The organism is Xanthomonas sp. NCPPB 3582, from assembly GCF_041475735.2.
GTDB lineage: Bacteria > Pseudomonadota > Gammaproteobacteria > Xanthomonadales > Xanthomonadaceae > Xanthomonas > Xanthomonas codiaei.
The window spans coordinates 4,123,411-4,141,804 of the sequence record NZ_CM192968.1 but is presented as its reverse complement, the minus strand read 5'-3'; the positions used below and the strand labels follow the sequence as shown (position 1 = coordinate 4,141,804).

Sequence of the window (18,394 nt, the reverse complement as noted above, 5' to 3'; positions counted from 1 at the left end):
GCCAGCGCGCTGCAGGGAAGTGATCGATGTCGTCGTGATCGGCGCGGGAGGGGCTTGAGGTGCGGCATGATGGAGGCGGTGGTGGACGACCCGGTCGCCGCTGGTCGCCTGGCGGGGTGCGCCAAGGGCGGCACGGAAAACCTGCCCCCGCAGGACGGAGCCGGTCGGTGCGTGTGCGCACTCGATCCATCCGCTCGTACACTGCGCGCCACGCGTCGCGGCGGGGGCGTGAGCAGTCACGCCTGCACGCGTGCTCCGTCGCACCTTCGAGGACCTGCATGCACGCCGTCATCTATCACAATCCCGCCTGCGGCACGTCCCGCAACACCCTGGCGCTGATCCGGCATGTCGGCATCGAACCGCAGATCATCCACTACCTGCAGCACCCGCCAAGCCTGCAGAAGTTGCAGCAGCTGATTGCCCAGGCGGGTCTGTCGGTACGCGAGGCGATCCGGCAGAAGGAAACGCTTTATCTGGAGCTGGGGCTCGACGATCCGGAGCTGGACGATGCCGCCTTGCTGAGCGCGATGCTGGCGCATCCGGTGCTGATCAATCGCCCGTTCGTCCAGACGCCGCTGGGGACCCGGCTATGCCGCCCCGCCGAGCAGGTGCTGGCCGTGTTGCCGCCCGCCACCGGCGCCTTCCAAAAGGAAGACGGCGAGCGTGTGCTGGACGATACCGGGCGGCCGCTCGGCGGCTGACCGCTGCGCTGTCTTGCAGCACGGCGCATGCTCGGTGGCGGTGACGGACCCGCCATCCGGACGTTGGACTGGCGCGCTGCCCCGGGAGCCTGCGTTGCCCGGGCGGCCAGCGGGGGCAACGCAGGCTCCCCGGGGCAGGCAATCGGCCGCTGCGCGCTCACCTCGACATGCATCGCAGGCTCTAAGATCGCGTCATCGTTTTCGGGAGCATCCGCATGATTCGCCAGATCATCCGCATGGGCGACCAGCGTCTGCTGCGTGTCGCACCTGCGGTCACCAACCTCGGCAGCGCCGAGTTGCAGGCACTGGTGGCCGACATGTTCGAGACCATGGACCACGCACACGGCGTCGGCCTGGCGGCACCGCAGATCGCGGTGGACCTGCAATTGATGGTGTTCGGTTTCGAGGCCAGCGAGCGTTATCCCGAGGCGCCACCGGTGCCGCGTACGGCGTTGGCCAATGCGCAGATCGAGCCGTTGTCGGAGGAGATGGAAAACGGCTGGGAAGGCTGCCTGTCGATCCCGGGGCTGCGCGCGGTGATTCCGCGCTACCGCCGCATCCGTTATCGCGGTTTCGCGCCCGACGGCAGCCCGATCGATCGCCAGGCCGAAGGCTTCCATGCCCGCGTCGTGCAGCACGAGTACGACCATCTGATCGGTCGTCTGTATCCCTCGCGCATCGAGAACTTCGCTACCTTCGGCTTCGAAGACGTGTTGTCGTACGAGCTGTAGCCACGCGCCCGGCAGACCCGTGGTCGTGGGCGGATGCAGGCGGTGTCCCGTATCGGCGGGCGCATCGCGCGCTCGATCAGGCGCATCGCGGCACCGGCGCGCCTGCGCTCGTGCAAGCGCGTCCATCCGCCGGCGTGAGGTCACCGGTTGCGCGGAATCCGGTGCACACGCTGTCCCCGCTCCGGAAACAACAAGGGCGCCTTGCGGCGCCCCGGTCGTCCGTGTCGGCCTTACTTCAGCGCCTTGAAGCGCAGGCGCTTGGGGCCGGCATCGTCGCCCATGCGGCGACGCTTGTCTTCTTCGTACTCGCGGTAGTTGCCCTGGAAGAACTCCACGTGCGAATCGCCTTCGAAGGCCAGGATGTGCGTGGCGATCCGGTCCAGGAACCAGCGGTCATGCGAGATCACGAAGGTATTGCCGGGGAATTCCAGCAAGGCATCTTCCAGCGCACGCAGGGTTTCGATGTCCAGGTCGTTGGACGGTTCGTCGAGCAGCAGCACGTTGCCGCCCTGCAGCAGCGTCTTGGCCATGTGCAGGCGCCCGCGCTCGCCGCCGGACAGCGAGCCCACCATCTTCTGCTGGTCCTGGCCCTTGAAGTTGAAGCGGCCGATGTAGGCGCGCGACTGGATCTCGGTGCCGTTGATGTTGAGGATATCCAGCCCGCCGGAAATCTCCTGGAACACGTTGTGGTTGCCTTCCAGCTTGTCGCGGCTCTGGTCCACGTAGGACAGCTGCACGGTCGGGCCGACCACGATCTCGCCGGAATCGGGCTTCTCCTGGCCGGTGATCATCTTGAACAGGGTCGACTTACCGGCGCCGTTGGGGCCGATGATGCCGACGATGGCGCCCGGCGGCACGATCATCGACAGGTTGTCGATCAGCAGGCGGTCGCCGAACTTCTTGGAGACGTTCTTGAATTCCATCACCGCATTGCCCAGGCGCTCGCCCGGCGGGATGAAGATCTCGTTGGTCTCGTTGCGCTTCTGGTAGTCCACCGACTGCAGCTCTTCCAGCCGGGCCAGGCGCGCCTTGCCCTTGGTGCGGCCGCCCTTGGCGTTCTGGCGCGACCATTCCAGTTCCTTCTGGATCGCCTTCTGGCGCGACTTCTCCTGGTTGTCTTCCTGTTTGAGGCGCTCGTCCTTCTGGGTCAGCCAGTCGGTGTAGTTGCCCTTCCACGGAATGCCGCGGCCGCGATCCAGTTCCAGGATCCACTCGGCGGCGTTGTCCAGGAAGTAGCGATCGTGGGTCACCGCCACCACGGTGCCGGTATAGCGGGCCAGGAACTGCTCCAGCCATTCCACCGACTCGGCATCCAGGTGGTTGGTCGGTTCGTCGAGCAGCAGCATGTCCGGCTTCTGCAGCAGCAGCCGGCACAGCGCCACGCGGCGCTTCTCGCCGCCGGAGAGCTTGCCGACCACCGCATCCCACGGCGGCAGGCGCAGCGCATCGGCGGCCACGTCCAGCTGGTTCTCCAGGGTGTGGGCATCGCCGGCGGCCAGGATCGCCTCCAGGCGCTCCTGTTCCTTGGCAAGGGCGTCGAAGTCGGCGCCTTCCTCGGCATAGGCCAGATACACCGCATCCAGCGCGGCCTGCGCCTGCAGCACGTCGCCCACGCCTTCCTCGACGGCCTCGCGCACGGTGTGCTCGGGGTTGAGCTGCGGTTCCTGCGCCAGATAGCCGACCTTGATGCCGGCCTGCGGGCGGGCTTCGCCCTCGAAGTCGGTATCCACGCCGGCCATGATCTTCAGCACCGTCGACTTGCCGGCGCCGTTCAGGCCCAGCAGGCCGATCTTGGCGCCCGGGAAGAAGCTCAGCGAGATGTCCTTGATGATCTGCCGCTTGGGCGGGACCACCTTGCTGACGCGGTTCATGGTGTAGATGTATTGCGACATGGGTGCTCCGTGGACGCAGGCAGCCCGCCGGCCGAGGCCGGAGGCAGCGGAAAAGGGATTGCGTCGATTATACCGGCAACTGCCCGGAGCCGCGGTGTGCCGATCTGGAGCTAAACAGCAGCCTACCTATGACCTGAATAGGGAATTTCGTAACCGATTCCAGCAATAATGCGTTAAGGCGGGCAGCGCCTTAATGAAATTGCGACATCGCAAACAGGAGCTGGTCATGAACCGCAAACGCATCGTTACCGTTGTGCTTTCCTCCATCCTGGCGCTGGGTTCCGTGGCTCCGGCTGCCTTTGCCGGGGACTGGGACCGCGACCACGATCGTCGCGGCCATGACCGCGACCACCGCGGCGACTGGCGCAACGACCGCCGCGACTGGCGAGACGATCGCCGGGCCGACCGGCGCGAATGGCGCGACGACCGCCGCCATTACAGCAACGGCTACCGTGAGGGCTATCGCGACGCGCGCTACCAGGATCGCCGCTACGGCAATCGGGTGTATGTCTACGATCGCCCGTCCTACTACCGCGCCGGCCCGCCGCCGCGTCCGTATTGGGCCCGCGGCCAGCGCTATCACGGCCCGGTCTATGTGATCAACGACTACGACCGCTACGACCTGCGCCGCCCGCCGTACGGTTACCGCTGGCAGCGCGACGACCGCGGCAACCTGCTGCTGGTCGCCATCGCCACCGGCATCATTGCCGACCTGGTGCTCAACAACTAAAGCGCTGCGGCCAGCGGCTTCCAGCCGCTGGAGCGTAATCGCGCCGGTCATCACACAAGGGCGCACCTACGGGTGCGCCCTTGCCATGTGTGCGGCGCGAGCGCAGTTACCCCGATTGGTCACCCGTGCGGCGGAGGCATACAATCGGCGGCCCTACTGGCTGCAGCTGCTCCGGAGCTTTGCATGTTCTCGCGCGACGTCCGACTGGAAACCTACGACCCCGAACTGGCCAAGGCCATCGCCGCTGAAGCTGGCCGCCAGGAGGATCATGTCGAGCTGATCGCCAGCGAAAACTACTGCAGCCCGCTGGTGATGCAGGCGCAGGGCAGCCAGCTGACCAACAAGTACGCCGAAGGCTACCCGGGCAAGCGCTACTACGGCGGCTGCGAGTACGTGGACATCGCCGAGCAGCTGGCGATCGACCGCGTCAAGCAGGTGTTCGGCGCCGACTATGCGAACGTGCAGCCGCACAGCGGCTCGCAGGCCAACCAGGCGGTGTATCTGGCGCTGCTGCAGCCCGGCGACACCATCCTGGGCATGAGCCTGGCGCACGGCGGCCACCTGACCCACGGCGCCAAGGTCAACGTCTCCGGCAAGCTGTTCAACGCGGTGCAGTACGGCGTCAACGAGCAGGGCCTGATCGACTACGACGAGGTCCAGCGCCTGGCCACCGAGCACCAGCCGAAGATGGTGGTGGCCGGTTTCTCGGCTTACTCGCAGAAGATCGACTGGGCGCGCTTCCGCGCCATTGCCGACAGCGTCGGCGCGATTCTGTTCGTGGACATGGCCCATATCGCCGGCCTGGTGGCCGCCGGGGTGTATCCCAGCCCGATGGAGCATGCGCATGTGGTCACCTCGACCACCCACAAGACCCTGCGCGGACCGCGCGGCGGCATCATCGTCGCCAAGGGGGCGAGCGAGGAACTGCAGAAGAAGCTGCAGTCGATCGTGTTCCCCGGCATCCAGGGCGGCCCGCTGATGCACGTGATCGCGGCCAAGGCGGTGGCGTTCAAGGAAGCGCTGGAGCCGGAGTTCAAGACCTACCAGCAACAGGTGGTGAAGAATGCCCAGGCCATGGCCAACACGCTGATCGCGCGCGGCTACAAGATCGTCTCCGGCGGTACCGAAAATCACCTGATGCTGGTGGACATGATCGGCCGCGATGTCTCCGGCAAGGACGCCGAAGCGGCGCTGGGCAAGGCCCACATCACCGTCAACAAGAATTCGGTCCCCAACGACCCGCGCTCGCCGTTCGTGACCTCGGGCCTGCGTCTGGGCACCCCGGCGATCACCACGCGCGGTTACAAGGAACAGGACAGCATCGACCTGGCCAACTGGATCGCCGACGTGCTCGACGCCCCGAGCGACGAGGCCGTGCTGGCGAAGGTGCGCGACGCGGTGACCGCGCAGTGCAGGAAGTATCCGGTGTATGGCTGAGGTGCCGGGATTGGTGATTCGGGATTGGGGATGCGCGGCAAGCGCGTCCTTGCTCCTGCTGTTGCCAATCCCTAATCCCCACTCCCCAATCCCGGCCCTCTGATGCACTGCCCCTTCTGCCAGCACAACGACACCCGCGTGATCGATTCGCGCGTGTCCGAAGACGGAACGACGATTCGTCGGCGCCGTGAGTGCGAGGCGTGCGGCGAGCGCTTCAGCACGTTGGAAACGATCGAACTGAAGTTGCCCACCGTGGTCAAGAGCGATGGCGGGCGCGAGGCCTTCGACGCGCGCAAGCTGCGCACCAGTTTCGACCGTGCGCTGCAGAAGCGGCCGGTGGCCGAGGAGCAGATCGAGGCGGCGGTACGCTCGGTGGTGCACCAGCTGCGCATGTCCGGCGAGCGCGAAGTGGGCTCGCTGCGGGTGGGCGAATACGTGATGGTCGAGCTGCGCAAGCTCGATCATGTCGGCTATGTGCGCTTCGCCTCGGTCTACCGCAGTTTTCAGGACGTGGCCGATTTTCGCGAGGAAATCGAAAAGCTCGAACGCGAGCTTCCGGTCGGCAGCGAGCAGCTGCCGTTGCTGGAAGCGGCGTTGGAACGCGCCGGCAAACCCGGCAAGCGCTGAGCGCGGTGCGCATCGCCTGCGTGGCGGAAACGCCGGAGCATCTGCCGGCCATTGCGCAGGCGCAGCTGCAGGCGTTCGGCGCGTTGTTGCCCGACTGGACCCTGGACCAGGCGCTGGACGAATTGCGCAGCCACATGCGCGACGACGTCATTCCCACCACCTGGATCGCGCTCGATCGCGCGCACTGGCTGGGATCGGTCAGCCTGCTGGACACCGATGATGCCCGTCTCGGGGATTGGACGCCCTGGCTGGCCTCGCTGTACGTGCGGCCGCAGGCGCGCGGGCGGGGCATCGGCCAGGCCCTGGTGGTGCATTGCGTGCAGGCAGCCGCACGCCTGAAGGTGCGGCTGCTGTATCTGTACTGCCAACCGGCGCTGGTGCCGTTCTACCAGCGCCTGGGATGGCAGACGCACACCGAACTTTTATTGGGGCCGATGCAGATCGTGGTGATGCGCATCGCCCCGCAGGAGACAGTAGCGTGACCGATCATGCCGCCACCGCCGACGACCACCGCTGGATGGCGCAGGCGCTGCGCCTGGCCGAGCGTGGTGCCTACACCACCCGGCCGAACCCGATGGTGGGCTGCGTGATCGTGCGCGATGGCCTCTGTGTGGGCGAGGGCTTCCATCAGCGCGCTGGTGGTCCGCATGCCGAAGTGTTCGCACTGCGCGCTGCCGGCGAGCAGGCGCGTGGGGCCACGGCCTATGTCACCCTGGAGCCGTGCGCGCATTACGGGCGCACCCCGCCCTGTGCCCTGGCCTTGATCGAGGCCGGCGTGGCACGTGTGGTGGCTGCGATGGCCGACCCGTTTCCACAGGTCAACGGCGGCGGATTCGCGCTGCTGCGCGAGGCCGGAATCGAGGTGGTCAGCGGCGTGCTGCAGGCGCAGGCGCGCGCGCTCAATCGCGGGTTCCTCTCGCGGGTGGAGCGGGGCAGGCCGTGGATGCGGGTCAAGCTGGGCGCCAGCCTGGATGGACGCACTGCGCTGGCCAGCGGCCAATCCAAATGGATCACCGGCGGCGATGCGCGTGCCGATGTGCAGCGCTGGCGCGCGTGCGCCGGCGCCATCCTCACCGGCGCCGGCACGGTGCTGGCCGACGATCCGTCGATGACGTTACGGCTGGGCGACGATACGCCGTTCGTGCCGCCGCTGCGGGTGGTGCTGGATGCGGGCCTGCGTACGCTTGCATGCGGCAACATCCGCCGGGGCGACGCATCGACGCTGTATCTGCATGGCGAAGAGATGGCGCCGCCGCCGCTCGACGCTGCCGAGTTCGTCGGCATGCCATTGCATCATGGCCGTTTCGATCTGCAGGCCGTAGTGGCGGTGCTTGCCGAGCGCGGCATCAACGAGGTGCATACGGAGGCCGGTGCCACCCTGAGTGGCGCTCTCCTGCAGGCCGGACTGGTCGACGAGCTGCTGGTCTACCTGGCGCCAGTGCTGCTGGGCGATAGCGCAAGGCCGCTGGTGGCGGGCCTGGACATCCAGACGCTGGCGCAACGCCAGCAGCTGCAGTTGCTCGACGTTCGTCAGTTGGGGCAGGACCTGCGCCTGCGCTACGCGCCCGTGACGGCTGGCTGACATCCGGCAAAGCGCCGTTCGAGCCACAGCAGTTGAGTCGCGCAGCAAGGCCGTCACCGCCTGTGCCAGGCGGTTGATGCGAACGGCTGCGAGGTGTACCAGGGCGATTCAAGCATGCCGGTGCGTACTCCCGCGCGCCGGATATCGTCTGGGCTTGCGCGCGAGCTGGCCTGCTGCACATCTCATGGGTTGCGATGTGCGATCACACGCTGGCGTTGACGCATCGCGAGAACTTCAGTCGCAGGCGTATACCGATCGTCGTTACGCGGCGTGCAGGTCTCACCACGCAGCCTCGATTCAGACAACAAAAAGGCCCCGCATTCGGGGCCTCGGTGATGCGATGACGCCGCCGATCAGAAGCTGGCGCGCACGCCGACCTTGTATTGGTTGGCGTTGTCGATGAACTCGACTTCGCCGACCAGGCCCCAGGTGCGGGTGAAGTTGACCTGACCGCCGAGGGTGCCGACGAATTCGCCTTCGTCCACGTCGCTGCCGTCGATGTAGCCCGCCTTGACCCACGCTTCGGTGCGCGGCGAGGGCTTGCCGCGCAGGCCCAGATTACCGAAACCCAGGGTGCTGGTATCGGACGAATCGCCGAGCGAACTATTGCCGCGACGCAGTTCGGATTCGACCTTGGAGCGCAGTACGCTGATGTCGGCGATGAACTCGACCCGCTCGGTCATTTCCTGGCGGTAGCCGATACCCAGATTCGCCTGCTGCAGAGTGCCTTCGAGCACGAAGCCCGAGCCGAGGTTGAAGTCCTTTTCGGCGCGCTGGTAGCCAGCGAACACGTAGACCGGTTCGGCGATCTGCCAGGAGCCGCGGATGTAGCCACCGTCCAGGTCGTCGGAATCGCTGTTCACGCTGATCTCGGTGCGATTCCAGCCGCCTTCGACATAGCTGTAGCTCAAGCCTTCAGCGGACGCAGCGAACGGTGCGGCGGCCAGCAAGGCGGCCAGAATGAGGGTGTTGCGCATGATGTACTTCTCTCCAGTGATATCCGTAAGTCCATCCCGTTGCGGGACGGCGAGCGACGTCTCCCGTCGCGGCGCGCAATTTAACAGAGCCTTCACAATGCTGGCTATGGGGGAATTCCCGACATGACGCAGCGTCCTGCCAGCGCGCGTGCTGCGGCCAGCAATGCCCAGGCGAGGCACTGTTAAACTCTCCGGGCCGGTTCGCCGGCACTCACGAACGTCTTCAGGGCGGGGTGCGATTCCCCACCGGCGGTAGGCATGCGCAAGCGTGCGAGCCCGCGAGCGCTTCGCCGTCGACCCGCCCCGTGCGGACACGGCGGCGAAGGTCAGCAGATCCGGTCCGATGCCGGAGCCGACGGTATAGTCCGGATGAAAGAAGACGGCCAATGCGCAGCCTTGCGGCTGTGCGTGCGCCTGTTTGCTTTGCCTTGTGGCGTTTTTCGCTCAACTCCTGCGAGAAACGACTATGTCTTTGCATCACCCGCTGCGCTGTCCTGCACCTGTTCACCGCCCGACGTCCACGCAGCGCCCGCTGCAGAAGGGGGCGCACTGATGTTTACCGGAATCATCGAGGGCGTCGGCCGCCTGGCCGCGCGCCAGCCGCAGGGCGGCGATGTGCGTTTCACCTTCGCCACCGGCAGCCTGCCGTTCGACGCCGTGCAGTTGGGCGAGAGCATCGCGGTCAATGGCGTGTGCCTGACCGTGATCGGGTTCGATGCAACCAGCTTCCAGGCCGATGCATCCACCGAAACCCTGGCGCTGACTACGCTGGGCGCGCTGCCCGAAGGTGCGCTGATCAATCTCGAACGCGCGATGCGCCCCACCGACCGGCTGGGCGGTCATCTGGTCAGCGGACATGTCGATGGCCTGGGCCAGGTGCAATCGGTCCATGACGATGCCCGCGCACAGCGCTGGCGGTTTGCCGCACCGCCGCAGGTGCTGCGCTATGTCGCCAAGAAGGGCTCGATCTGCGTCGATGGCGTCAGCCTGACCGTCAACGCGGTGGACGATGCCGGCTTCGAGGTCGCGCTGATCCCGCATACGGTGGCAAACACGGCGTTTTCCGCGACCGCGGTGGGCGCGGCGGTGAACCTGGAGATCGACCTGGTGGCGCGCTATGTCGAACGCCTGCTCGGCACGCGGGGTGCGGCATGAATTTCGCACCGGTTCCCGAGTTGATCGAAGAACTGCGCGCAGGGCGCATGGTGGTGATCGTCGATGACGAAGACCGCGAAAACGAGGGCGACCTGATCATGGCCGCCGAGCTGGTCAAGCCGTCTGACATCAACTTCATGGTCACCCACGCGCGCGGCCTGGTGTGCCTGTCGCTGACCCGCGAGCGTTGCGCGCAGCTGGGCCTGGCGCCGATGGTGCGCAACAACACCGCGCAGTTCCAGACCAACTTCACCGTCAGCATCGAAGCGGCCGAAGGCGTGACCACCGGCATCTCCGCCTACGATCGCGCGCACACCGTGCGCACGGCGGTGCGTCCGGATGCCAAGCCGCAGGACCTGAGCCAGCCGGGCCACATCTTCCCGCTGATTTCCCAGCCTGGTGGCGTACTGACCCGTGCCGGACATACCGAGGCGGCCAGCGACCTGCCGATGCTGGCCGGGCTGGAACCGGCCGGGGTGCTGGTGGAAGTGCTCAACCCGGACGGCAGCATGGCGCGTCGCCCGCAGCTGGAAGTGTTTGCGCGCGAGCACGGGCTGAAGATGGGCTCGATCGCCGACCTGATCGCGTACCGGCTGGCCAACGAGCACACCGTCGAGCGGGTGGACGCGCGCGAGATCGCCACCGAGTTCGGGCCGTTCCAACTGGTGACCTACCGCGACCGCATCGCCCACGACCTGCACTTCGCCCTGGTGCGCGGCACGGCCGATCCGCACACGCCCACGTTGGTGCGGGTGCAGGTGGAGAACCCGCTGGCCGACCTGCTGCACTGGCAGCGCGAGGATTTCGGCGTGGCCGCCACCGACGCCTTGCGTGCCATCGCCGCCGAAGGGCAGGGCGTGATGGTGGTGCTGTCGGCCCCGCGCGACAGCGAGTCGCTGCTGGCCCGCTTGCGCCAGCAGCCGGAGGCCGCCGCCAACGCCAAGGACGTCAGCCAGTGGCGGCGCAACGGTGCCGGCGCGCAGATCCTGGCCGAACTTGGCCTGGGCAAGCTGCGGGTGCTGGGGACGCCGCGCCGCCAGGTCGGCCTGGCCGGCTTCGGGCTGGAAGTGGTGGAGTACCTGGAATGCCACCCGGGCCAGGGCGTGCGCTCGGTACCGCCGGACGCGGTGCCGTAGGTCATGCTGCTGCGCCAGCGCCGCGCTGTCGCGTGGCGCTGGCGCAGTCCGGCGACAACGCGCCGTCCGCAGGCGGCGCCCGGTTGCCGCCTGCCCGTCGCCTGCCCGCACGGCAGCGTCGCCCAATGCCAAGCGCTCGGCGCCAAGGCAGGGCCTGCTTTGCCGGGCCGCGCCGTGCCGATGCGCGCCGGGGCCGGCCCCGGCAGCTGTTAAACTTCCCGCCCCCTCGAGTTGCCGACCCGCATGACCCACTACGAAGGCGATCTTCGCCCCACCACCGCGCGCTTTGCGATCATCGCCAGCCGCTGGAACGCCCGCATCACCGACGTGCTGGTTGCCGGCGCGCGCCAGAGCCTGGCCGGCAACGGCATTGGCGAGGACGCCATCGACGTGATCCGCGTGCCCGGCGCCTGGGAAATCCCGATCGCCGCCAACCGCGTGGCGCAGTCCGGCCAGCATGGCGCGATCATCGCGCTGGGCTGCGTGATCCGTGGCGATACCCGCCATTACGAACACGTGGCCGACCTGTGCGCCGAAGGCCTGATGAGCGTGCAGCTGCAGACCGGCGTGCCGGTGCTCAATGGCGTGCTGGCGGTCGAGCGCGTGGAAGATGCCGAGGCGCGTGCCGGCGGCAGCCACGGCAACAAGGGCGAGGAATGCGCGCTTGCCGCGCTGGAACTGGTGAATCTGATGGAGTTGTTGCCATGAGCAAGTCCGGTGGACATGCCCGCCACGGCCGTCGCGACGGCATCGACCCGGTGCTGCGTTCGCGCGCGCGCCGGCGTGCCTTGCAGGCGGTGTATGCCTGGCAGATTTCCGGCGGATTCGCCAAGCAGGTGATCGCCCAGTTCGCGCATGAGCAGGCGCACGAAGTGGCCGATCTGGCGTACTTCGAAAGCCTGGTCGATGGCGTGATCGCCAACCGCGCCGAGCTGGATACCGCGCTGACGCCGTATCTGGACCGCGGCGTGGAAGAAGTCGATGCGATCGAGCGCGCGGTGCTGCGCCTGGCCGCCTACGAGCTGCTGTATCGGCAGGACGTGCCGTACCGCGTGGTGATCAACGAAGCGATCGAAACCGCCAAGCGCTTCGGCTCCGAACATGGCCACACCTATGTCAACGGCGTGCTGGATCGCGCTGCGGTGGAGTGGCGCAAGATCGAGTCGGGCGCCTGAGGCGCTGAGATTCGGCATTCGTGATTCGGGATTGGCAGCTAGCGGCGGTCCCGCTGATGCAAGGTGCGAGCGCCTTTGCTCGAATGACGCAGCCTTGAGTTGATCCGCCGTGGCTGTGCTGTCGCATGCTTCGACAGGACGGCTGGCCAGCTGCTCACACAGCCTGCTGTTACCACTCCCGAATGCCCAATCCCCACTCCCGGCCCTGCAAATGCCCGAATTCGATCTGATCGCCCGTCTGCGCGCCCGCATTGCCGCGCGTGCCGATGTGCCGTTGGGCATTGGCGACGATGCGGCATTGTTGCAGCCGCCGGCCGGTGAGCAGTTGGCGATCACCGCCGACACGCTCAATGCCGGAGTGCATTTCCCGCACGAGACGCAGGCCGCCGATGTCGGCTGGAAGACGTTGGCGGTGAATCTCTCGGATCTGGCCGCGATGGGCGCGCAGCCGCGGTGGTGCACCTTGTCGCTGTCGCTGCCCAGCGACGATCTGGCCTGGGTGGACAGGTTTGCCGATGGCTTCTTTGCGCTGGCCGATGCGCATGACATCGCCTTGGTCGGCGGCGATACCACGCGCGGGCCGTTGTCGTGTGCAGTGACCGCCATCGGCAGCGTGCCGCCAGGCGCGGCACTGCGTCGCGATGCTGCGCGCGTGGGCGATGACGTGTGGATCACTGGCGCGCCAGGCGAAGCGGCCGCGGCATTGTCGCTATGGCAGGCAGGCCGGCTGGATGTCACGCAGGTGGCGGCCGATCCGTTGCATGAAGCCTGGCGCGGCCGTCTGCTGCGCCCGCGGCCATGCGTGCAGGCCGGCTTGCGTCTGCGTGGGCTTGCGCATGCCTGCGTGGATGTCTCCGATGGCCTGCTTGCCGATCTGGGCCATCTGTGCGAGCGCAGCGGTGTGGGTGCGCAGATCCTGTCGGCGGCGCTGCCGCCAATGCCGCGCGGCGCCGATCTCGACGCGCCGACGTGGCTGGGCTGGCAGCTGGGTGGCGGCGATGATTACGAACTGTGCTTCACCGCCGCCGCGCAGCACCGCGATGCGGTGCAGCAGGCGATGGCGTTCGCTGGTGTGGCCGCGACGCGTATCGGCCGCATCGTGGCCACACCGGGTGTGGTGGTGCACGACGCAGATGGCAATCCCTGGCATCCGACGCAGCGCGGGTATCAGCATTTCGTTGGCTGATGCGTGGGTTGGAGCGTGTGTAGCGGGATGCCATGTGGTGGTGGCGGGTTGGCGCGCCGCCGGGACGGCGCGGCTGAGCTGATCGCTGGGCGCGTTACAGGCGAGGCGGTGGCGCCTTGTGCAAGGTCGGGTTGATGCTGTCTCCGGGACTTGCGGATGTTGCCGGCTGCCCTCATCCGCCCTTCGGGCACCTTCTCCCGCCAGCGGGAGAAGGGAGCTTGCCGGTTGGGATCGGGTCGCGCCTGATGTGCCGCGCTGTCCACCTCCGCAAGGCAAGCCTCCCGCCTCCCGCCTCCCGCCTCCCGCCTCCCGCCTCCCGAATCCCGAATCCCGAATCCCGAATCCCGAATCCCGAATCCCGAATCCCGAATCCCGAATCCCGAATCCCGAATCCCGAATCCCGAATCCCAGCCCTTGAGCCATACCGTACCGTCTGGTACGTTCGCTTGGCGTTCTCCCCCGAACCACAGATGCATGGCAACTGCCGCTGGGCCATCCCGGCCCGGCCTTGCATGGGAGAAGCAGCATGAGCAAGCGTTGGATTCGTGGCATCGCCGCACTGGCGTTGTTGATGGCCTCGGCGTCGGCCGTGGCGGGTGCCTTCAGCAAGACCTATGAACGCATCCCCGGCTGGGATGGCGCGCAGATGGGGGCCCTGGTGCTGGTGCCGCAGGGGCAGGGCGCCGGGCCGTTTCCCTTGATCGTGATGCCGGCCAGTTGGTCGTTGCCCAACCTGGAATATCTGGGCCGCGCCACCCAACTGGCCAGCGACGGCTACGTGGTGGTCAGCTACACCTCGCGCGGGTTCTGGGATTCGGCTGGGCAGATCGATATCGCCGGGCCGGACACGGTGGAAGACGTCAGCGCGGTGATCGACTGGGCACTGGCGCATACGCCAGCCAACCCGAATGCGATCGGCGCGTCGGGAATCTCGTACGGAGCCGGTATCAGCCTGCTCGCGGCAGAGCGCGATCCGCGCATCAAGGCAGTGGCCGCCCTGAGCGGCTGGGCCGACCTGGAAGCGGCGCTGTATTCCAATCGCACGGTTAGCCAGCAGGGCGTCGGGTTGCTGGTGGGCGCGGGGGCCTTGACCGGCCGGCCCGGTCCTGACCTGGCGCAGATCGGGCGGCAGGTCGCCGTTGGCGATTACGACGGCGCAGTGCAGGGCTTCCTGCCGCAGGCCGCCTCGCGCAGCCCGGCGAGCGGGGTGGACGCGCTCAACCGCAACCGCACCGCCGTATTGCTGGGCAATGCCTTCAACGACGGGCTGTTCCCGCCCAACCAGACCATCGCGTTCTTCGATCGATTGCGCGGGCCCAAGCAATTGCTGCTGAGCCAGGGCGACCACGCGACGACCGAATTGCCGGGCGCCCTGGGGTTGCCCAATGAGATCTACACCGCGGCCACGCGCTGGTTCGACCGCCATCTCAAGCAACGCAACAATGGGGTGGATGCCGAAGCGCCGGTGCGGCTGTCGCCGCGCGCCGGGCAATGGCTGGAGTATCCGGACTGGGCGGCAGTACAGCAGGGCAGCACGCGGCTGGGTCTGTCCGCGCCGACGGGCTCGCTCATCCCCACCGGTGGCCTGGTCGGCGGCAGCGCCAGCGGTTGGCAATCGCGCATCGCCACCGATGTGCCCACCGTGGCCGACTCCGGGGTGGTGCTGGTCAGCGGCCTGCTGCAGGGCATCGGGCTGCCGGTGACCACCTCGATCCCGCTGGTGAGTCGCGCCGCTGCCGCGGTCTGGGTAGGCTCGCCGTCGAATGGCGTGCGCCGGCTGGCGGGCAGCCCGTCGCTGCGCGTGACCGTGGTACCCAGCCAGTCGAACGTGAGCCTGTTTGCGTATCTGTACCGCATGGACGCGTTGGGGGTGGCGCAGTTGATCACGCATGCACCGTACTCGCTGCGTGGTGTTACCGCCGGCCGTGCGGTGACGCTGGACTGGCCGTTGCAGGCAGCGGCGACCGAGATCCCGGCCGGACAGCGGCTGGTGCTGGTCGTCGATACCCGCGATGCGCGCTACACCGATGCCAGCGATGGCGGCGGCACGGTGACGTTCACCTCGCCGGTCGCCACCCCATCGGTGTTGAACGTGCCGCTGCGGTGATACGCCCGGCCGGTGAGGCACAGCGCATTCTGGTGGCGCAATCAGCCGGTGATTGCGCCGATCAGGTGGCGGTTCGCATCCAGGACGGGTGATGCCCTGATCACGCATTCCAGCTCGATCGCGCTCAGTCGGCACCGATGACTGCAGCGACCGCAGTGAACAGCGTTGGCGGCGAATCGGGCTCCTCAACCACCGATCCACCGACAGTCAGCCGGGCAGCGCTGCGTGCAGTCCATCACCGACCATCGCTGTTCCATCCATCTCCGTTCCACCGCACGCGGCCAACGCCACAGGCGGGATGTCCTCGCCGGTGGCGAGAGCCTTGGCGGCGTGGGGCCCGCCGGGAAGTCGTCATGGACGGAGATACGGCGTGTCCCGGAAGCGGCGAGGGCATCCCGCCACCGATCAAATGCTGTTCTTGCAATCGGAAGGCGCAGCTCGACATCGCTGTCGCTCGATGTCACTGACAGGCAGCCGCGGCGCCGTGTGCCGGGAGGCGTGCTCCGGCCGCATGGCGATCAAGCGCGAACATAGCCGCCCCGCCACGCAGCCGCTGGATGTCCTCGCCTTTCCGCAAGTCTCCGCGGCTTGAACCCAGCAAGGGAGCCTGCTATCTCGAAGCAGCCCTGGATTCCGTACGTCGCCGGTATGCGCAGAGGCATCACGCGGCACGCTCTGGGTGCCGTCAACCACAGGATCGATCCAGACCCTGGACATTCGTCATCGCGGAGCAATCCGCCGCAAGCGCAATCGGCTGAGCGTTTATCCGGCTTTCCCGCTGACAGCCATCGAGCGGCTTTATGCGGAATTTACGCCCCGGCTGCAGCAGGTCCATAGCGACTTTACGCAGCGCAGGAAGACACTGCGCGGGTTGGCGGAGCGGTTCCGCCGTGGACGATTCCGATGCATCCCTTGCTCTGTCTGCTCCACCGGCGCTGCGCGCGCGGTGCGGCGGCGCCTTGCCCTGTTGTCGTGTCCCGGCTGCCTGAAGATGCAGGCAGCCTCACTTTGTCGCGTGCCTGCGCACGTTTCGGGGAGTGACCGACATGCCTGCCTGGTTGTCCCTGTTGTGCGGCGTGGCCGTACTCGTTGCCGCCGCGTACCTGCTGTACGTGGTGCTGCGGCCCGAAGACTTCTGATGCGAGTGCGCTGCAATGACTGAAACCTTTCTTGTCTACGCGCTGGCCATCGTGCTGGCGTGGCCCGCGGGCCGGTACCTGGCGGCGGTGATGCGTGGCGCCCCGATGCGGGGCGATGGCGTGTTCGGGCTGATCGAACGGCCCCTGTACGCGCTGCTCGGCACGCGCCCGCAGCAGGGCATGTCCTGGCGCGGTTACGCCATGGCGTTCCTGGTCAGCAACCTGGTGGTCGGCCTGCTGACCTGGGCGGTGTTCATGACCCAGGCCTGGTTGCCGCTCAACCCCGATGCCATTCCCAACATGCGCTGGGATACCGCGCTGCACACCATGGTGTCGTTTCTTACCAACACCAATCAGCAGCATTACTCGGGCCAGTCGCAGCTGTCCTACCTGGCGCAGATGACCGGCATCGTCGGCCTGCAGGTGGCGACGCCGATGATGGGCCTGGCGCTGGCGGTGGCAACGCTGCGTGCGTTGTTCGGTGGGCGCGCCATCGCAGGTGTGCCCGATGCCTTGCCGACAGCGGAAGCAACGGCGAGTGCGCGGCAGGACGATGCGGAGACGGCGCTGGCGCGCCACGGCGGGCAACCGCAAAGCTCCGGCGCGGAGGCACTTGCCGACGCGGATGTCGGCAACTACTGGGCCGACGTCATCCGCGCCAGCGTGCGCGTGTTGCTGCCGCTGTGCCTGCTGTGGACGGTGCTGCTGGGCTGGCAGGGCGTGCCGTCCACGCTGCAGGGCGCGGCCACTGCCGTGCCGCTGGACAGCGGCGCCGGCATGGCCAGGCAGACCATTCCGGTGGGCCCGGTGGCGGCCATGGTGGCGGCCAAACAGCTCGGCACCAACGGCGGCGGCTGGTATGGCCCCAACAGCACGGTGGCGCTGGAAAATCCCACGCCGCTGAGCAACTTGCTGGAAACCCTGGCACTGGTGCTGCTGCCGATGAGCGTGGTGTTCATGGTCGGCTACCTGACCGGACGCAAACGGCTCACGGCGCTGGTGTTCGGCACCATGTTGACGCTGTCGGCGGCAAGTACCGCGCTGTTGCTGTGGTCCGAAGCGCATTCGGGCAGTGCGACCTCGCCGGCCCTGATGGAAGGCAAGGAAGTGCGCATCGGCGCCGACGCCTCCGCGTTGTGGGCGGCCTTGACCACGCAGACCTCCAACGGCTCGGTCAATGCGATGCACGATTCGCTGGCACCGCTGAGCGGCCTGGTCACACTGGTGGACATGCTGATCAACGCCATCTGGGGCGGCATCGGCTGCGGTCTGCAGCAGTTCGTGGTGTATCTGCTGCTGAGCGTGTTCCTGGCCGGGCTGATGACCGGGCGCACGCCGGAGCTGTTCGGCCGCAAGATCGAAGCGCGCGAGGTGCAGCTGCTGGCGGTGCTGATCCTGCTGCAGCCGCTGGTGGTGCTGGGCTTTACCGCAGTGGCGCTGGCGGTGCCTTCGTTCACTGCCAATTCCAATCCCGGCTTCCATGGCATCAGCCAGGTGTTCTACGAGTACACCTCGGCGTTCGCCAACAACGGCTCGGGTTTCGAGGGGCTGGGCGATGCCACGTACTGGTGGAACCTGAGTTGCGCGGTGGTGCTGGCCCTGGGCCGTTACCCGGCATTGATCCTGCCGTTGATGGTGGCTGCGCGCATGGCGGTGAAGCGGCGCGCGCCCGAGTCGGCCGGCAGCCTGCAAGTTGAAACGCCCACCTTTGCGCTGACCCTGATGGCGATCGTGCTCGTGCTGACCGTGCTGCAGTTCATGCCGGCACTGGTGCTGGGCCCTATCGCCGAACACCTCGCCCTGGCGGCGTCCTGAGACC

17 protein-coding genes and 1 riboswitch are annotated in these 18,394 nt (G+C 67.3%); of the genes, 15 read left to right on the top strand and 2 right to left on the bottom strand.

The annotated features are described in order from the left end of the window. Positions 1 to 278 precede the first annotated feature (278 nt). Positions 279 to 701 (top strand): arsenate reductase (glutaredoxin), encoded by a 423-nt coding sequence (gene arsC, locus ACCQ05_RS17660; RefSeq protein ID WP_372391783.1) that lies wholly within the window; start codon positions 279 to 281, stop codon positions 699 to 701. 215 nt (positions 702 to 916) lie between these two features. Continuing rightward, positions 917 to 1,432 (top strand): peptide deformylase, encoded by a 516-nt coding sequence (gene def / locus ACCQ05_RS17655; RefSeq protein ID WP_372391779.1) that lies wholly within the window; start codon positions 917 to 919, stop codon positions 1,430 to 1,432. A gap of 230 nt (positions 1,433 to 1,662) precedes the next feature. On the opposite strand, the gene ettA is transcribed toward def, so the two are convergent. Continuing rightward, the gene (gene ettA, locus ACCQ05_RS17650) at positions 1,663 to 3,324 is read right to left on the bottom strand and encodes an energy-dependent translational throttle protein EttA (protein WP_228962578.1); all 1,662 of its coding nucleotides are present in this window, start codon (positions 3,322 to 3,324) and stop codon (positions 1,663 to 1,665) included. A gap of 226 nt (positions 3,325 to 3,550) precedes the next feature. Between ettA and ACCQ05_RS17645 the strand changes: the two genes are divergently transcribed. The 5 genes from ACCQ05_RS17645 to ribD all read left to right on the top strand — a co-directional run bounded on the left by ACCQ05_RS17645 (position 3,551) and on the right by ribD (position 7,700). Beyond that, positions 3,551 to 4,054, top strand: a complete 504-nt coding sequence (locus ACCQ05_RS17645; protein WP_228962579.1) for an RcnB family protein — start codon at positions 3,551 to 3,553, stop codon at positions 4,052 to 4,054. 183 nt (positions 4,055 to 4,237) lie between these two features. Then, entirely contained in the window at positions 4,238 to 5,491 is a 1,254-nt protein-coding gene (gene glyA / locus ACCQ05_RS17640) for a serine hydroxymethyltransferase (RefSeq protein ID WP_228962580.1), read from the top strand. A 102-nt stretch (positions 5,492 to 5,593) separates the two neighbouring features. Beyond that, on the top strand, positions 5,594 to 6,118 hold the full coding sequence (gene nrdR / locus ACCQ05_RS17635; RefSeq protein WP_024743411.1) for a transcriptional regulator NrdR: 525 nt from the start codon (positions 5,594 to 5,596) through the stop codon (positions 6,116 to 6,118). Beyond that, entirely contained in the window at positions 6,115 to 6,600 is a 486-nt protein-coding gene (locus ACCQ05_RS17630; RefSeq protein WP_372394155.1) for a GNAT family N-acetyltransferase, read from the top strand. Before nrdR ends, ACCQ05_RS17630 begins: the two co-directional genes overlap by 4 nt. A 35-nt stretch (positions 6,601 to 6,635) precedes the next feature. Further along, positions 6,636 to 7,700 (top strand): bifunctional diaminohydroxyphosphoribosylaminopyrimidine deaminase/5-amino-6-(5-phosphoribosylamino)uracil reductase RibD, encoded by a 1,065-nt coding sequence (ribD, locus tag ACCQ05_RS17625; protein ID WP_372394153.1) that lies wholly within the window; start codon positions 6,636 to 6,638, stop codon positions 7,698 to 7,700. A 353-nt stretch (positions 7,701 to 8,053) separates the two neighbouring features. Here the strand turns inward: ribD and ACCQ05_RS17620 are convergent, their stop codons facing one another. Next, entirely contained in the window at positions 8,054 to 8,677 is a 624-nt protein-coding gene (locus tag ACCQ05_RS17620) for a hypothetical protein (protein WP_372391776.1), read from the bottom strand. Positions 8,678 to 8,892: 215 nt separating this feature from the next. Continuing rightward, positions 8,893 to 9,062, top strand: a riboswitch (FMN riboswitch). A gap of 167 nt (positions 9,063 to 9,229) precedes the next feature. On the opposite strand from ACCQ05_RS17620, the gene ACCQ05_RS17615 reads away from it, so the two are divergent. The 8 genes from ACCQ05_RS17615 to kdpA all read left to right on the top strand — a co-directional run bounded on the left by ACCQ05_RS17615 (position 9,230) and on the right by kdpA (position 18,390). Further along, on the top strand, positions 9,230 to 9,832 hold the full coding sequence (locus ACCQ05_RS17615) for a riboflavin synthase (protein WP_372391774.1): 603 nt from the start codon (positions 9,230 to 9,232) through the stop codon (positions 9,830 to 9,832). After that, positions 9,829 to 10,968 (top strand): 3,4-dihydroxy-2-butanone-4-phosphate synthase, encoded by a 1,140-nt coding sequence (gene ribB, locus ACCQ05_RS17610; RefSeq protein ID WP_372391772.1) that lies wholly within the window; start codon positions 9,829 to 9,831, stop codon positions 10,966 to 10,968. The genes ACCQ05_RS17615 and ribB overlap by 4 nt, the downstream gene beginning before the upstream one ends. 243 nt (positions 10,969 to 11,211) lie before the next feature. Beyond that, a complete protein-coding gene (gene ribH, locus ACCQ05_RS17605) occupies positions 11,212 to 11,676 on the top strand; it encodes a 6,7-dimethyl-8-ribityllumazine synthase (protein WP_003490334.1) in 465 nt (154 codons plus the stop codon). Beyond that, positions 11,673 to 12,143 (top strand): transcription antitermination factor NusB, encoded by a 471-nt coding sequence (gene nusB, locus ACCQ05_RS17600; protein WP_104539297.1) that lies wholly within the window; start codon positions 11,673 to 11,675, stop codon positions 12,141 to 12,143. Before ribH ends, nusB begins: the two co-directional genes overlap by 4 nt. A gap of 211 nt (positions 12,144 to 12,354) precedes the next feature. Next, the gene (gene thiL / locus ACCQ05_RS17595; protein ID WP_372391770.1) at positions 12,355 to 13,329 is read left to right on the top strand and encodes a thiamine-phosphate kinase; all 975 of its coding nucleotides are present in this window, start codon (positions 12,355 to 12,357) and stop codon (positions 13,327 to 13,329) included. A gap of 526 nt (positions 13,330 to 13,855) precedes the next feature. Then, positions 13,856 to 15,436: a CocE/NonD family hydrolase gene (locus ACCQ05_RS17590; RefSeq protein ID WP_372391768.1), complete on the top strand. Its 1,581-nt coding sequence runs from the start codon at positions 13,856 to 13,858 to the stop codon at positions 15,434 to 15,436. A 1,046-nt stretch (positions 15,437 to 16,482) separates the two neighbouring features. Continuing rightward, positions 16,483 to 16,575 (top strand): potassium-transporting ATPase subunit F, encoded by a 93-nt coding sequence (locus ACCQ05_RS17585; RefSeq protein ID WP_006452907.1) that lies wholly within the window; start codon positions 16,483 to 16,485, stop codon positions 16,573 to 16,575. Positions 16,576 to 16,590: 15 nt separating this feature from the next. Continuing rightward, a complete protein-coding gene (gene kdpA / locus ACCQ05_RS17580) occupies positions 16,591 to 18,390 on the top strand; it encodes a potassium-transporting ATPase subunit KdpA (RefSeq protein ID WP_372391766.1) in 1,800 nt (599 codons plus the stop codon). The last annotated feature ends 4 nt before the right edge of the window (positions 18,391 to 18,394 follow it).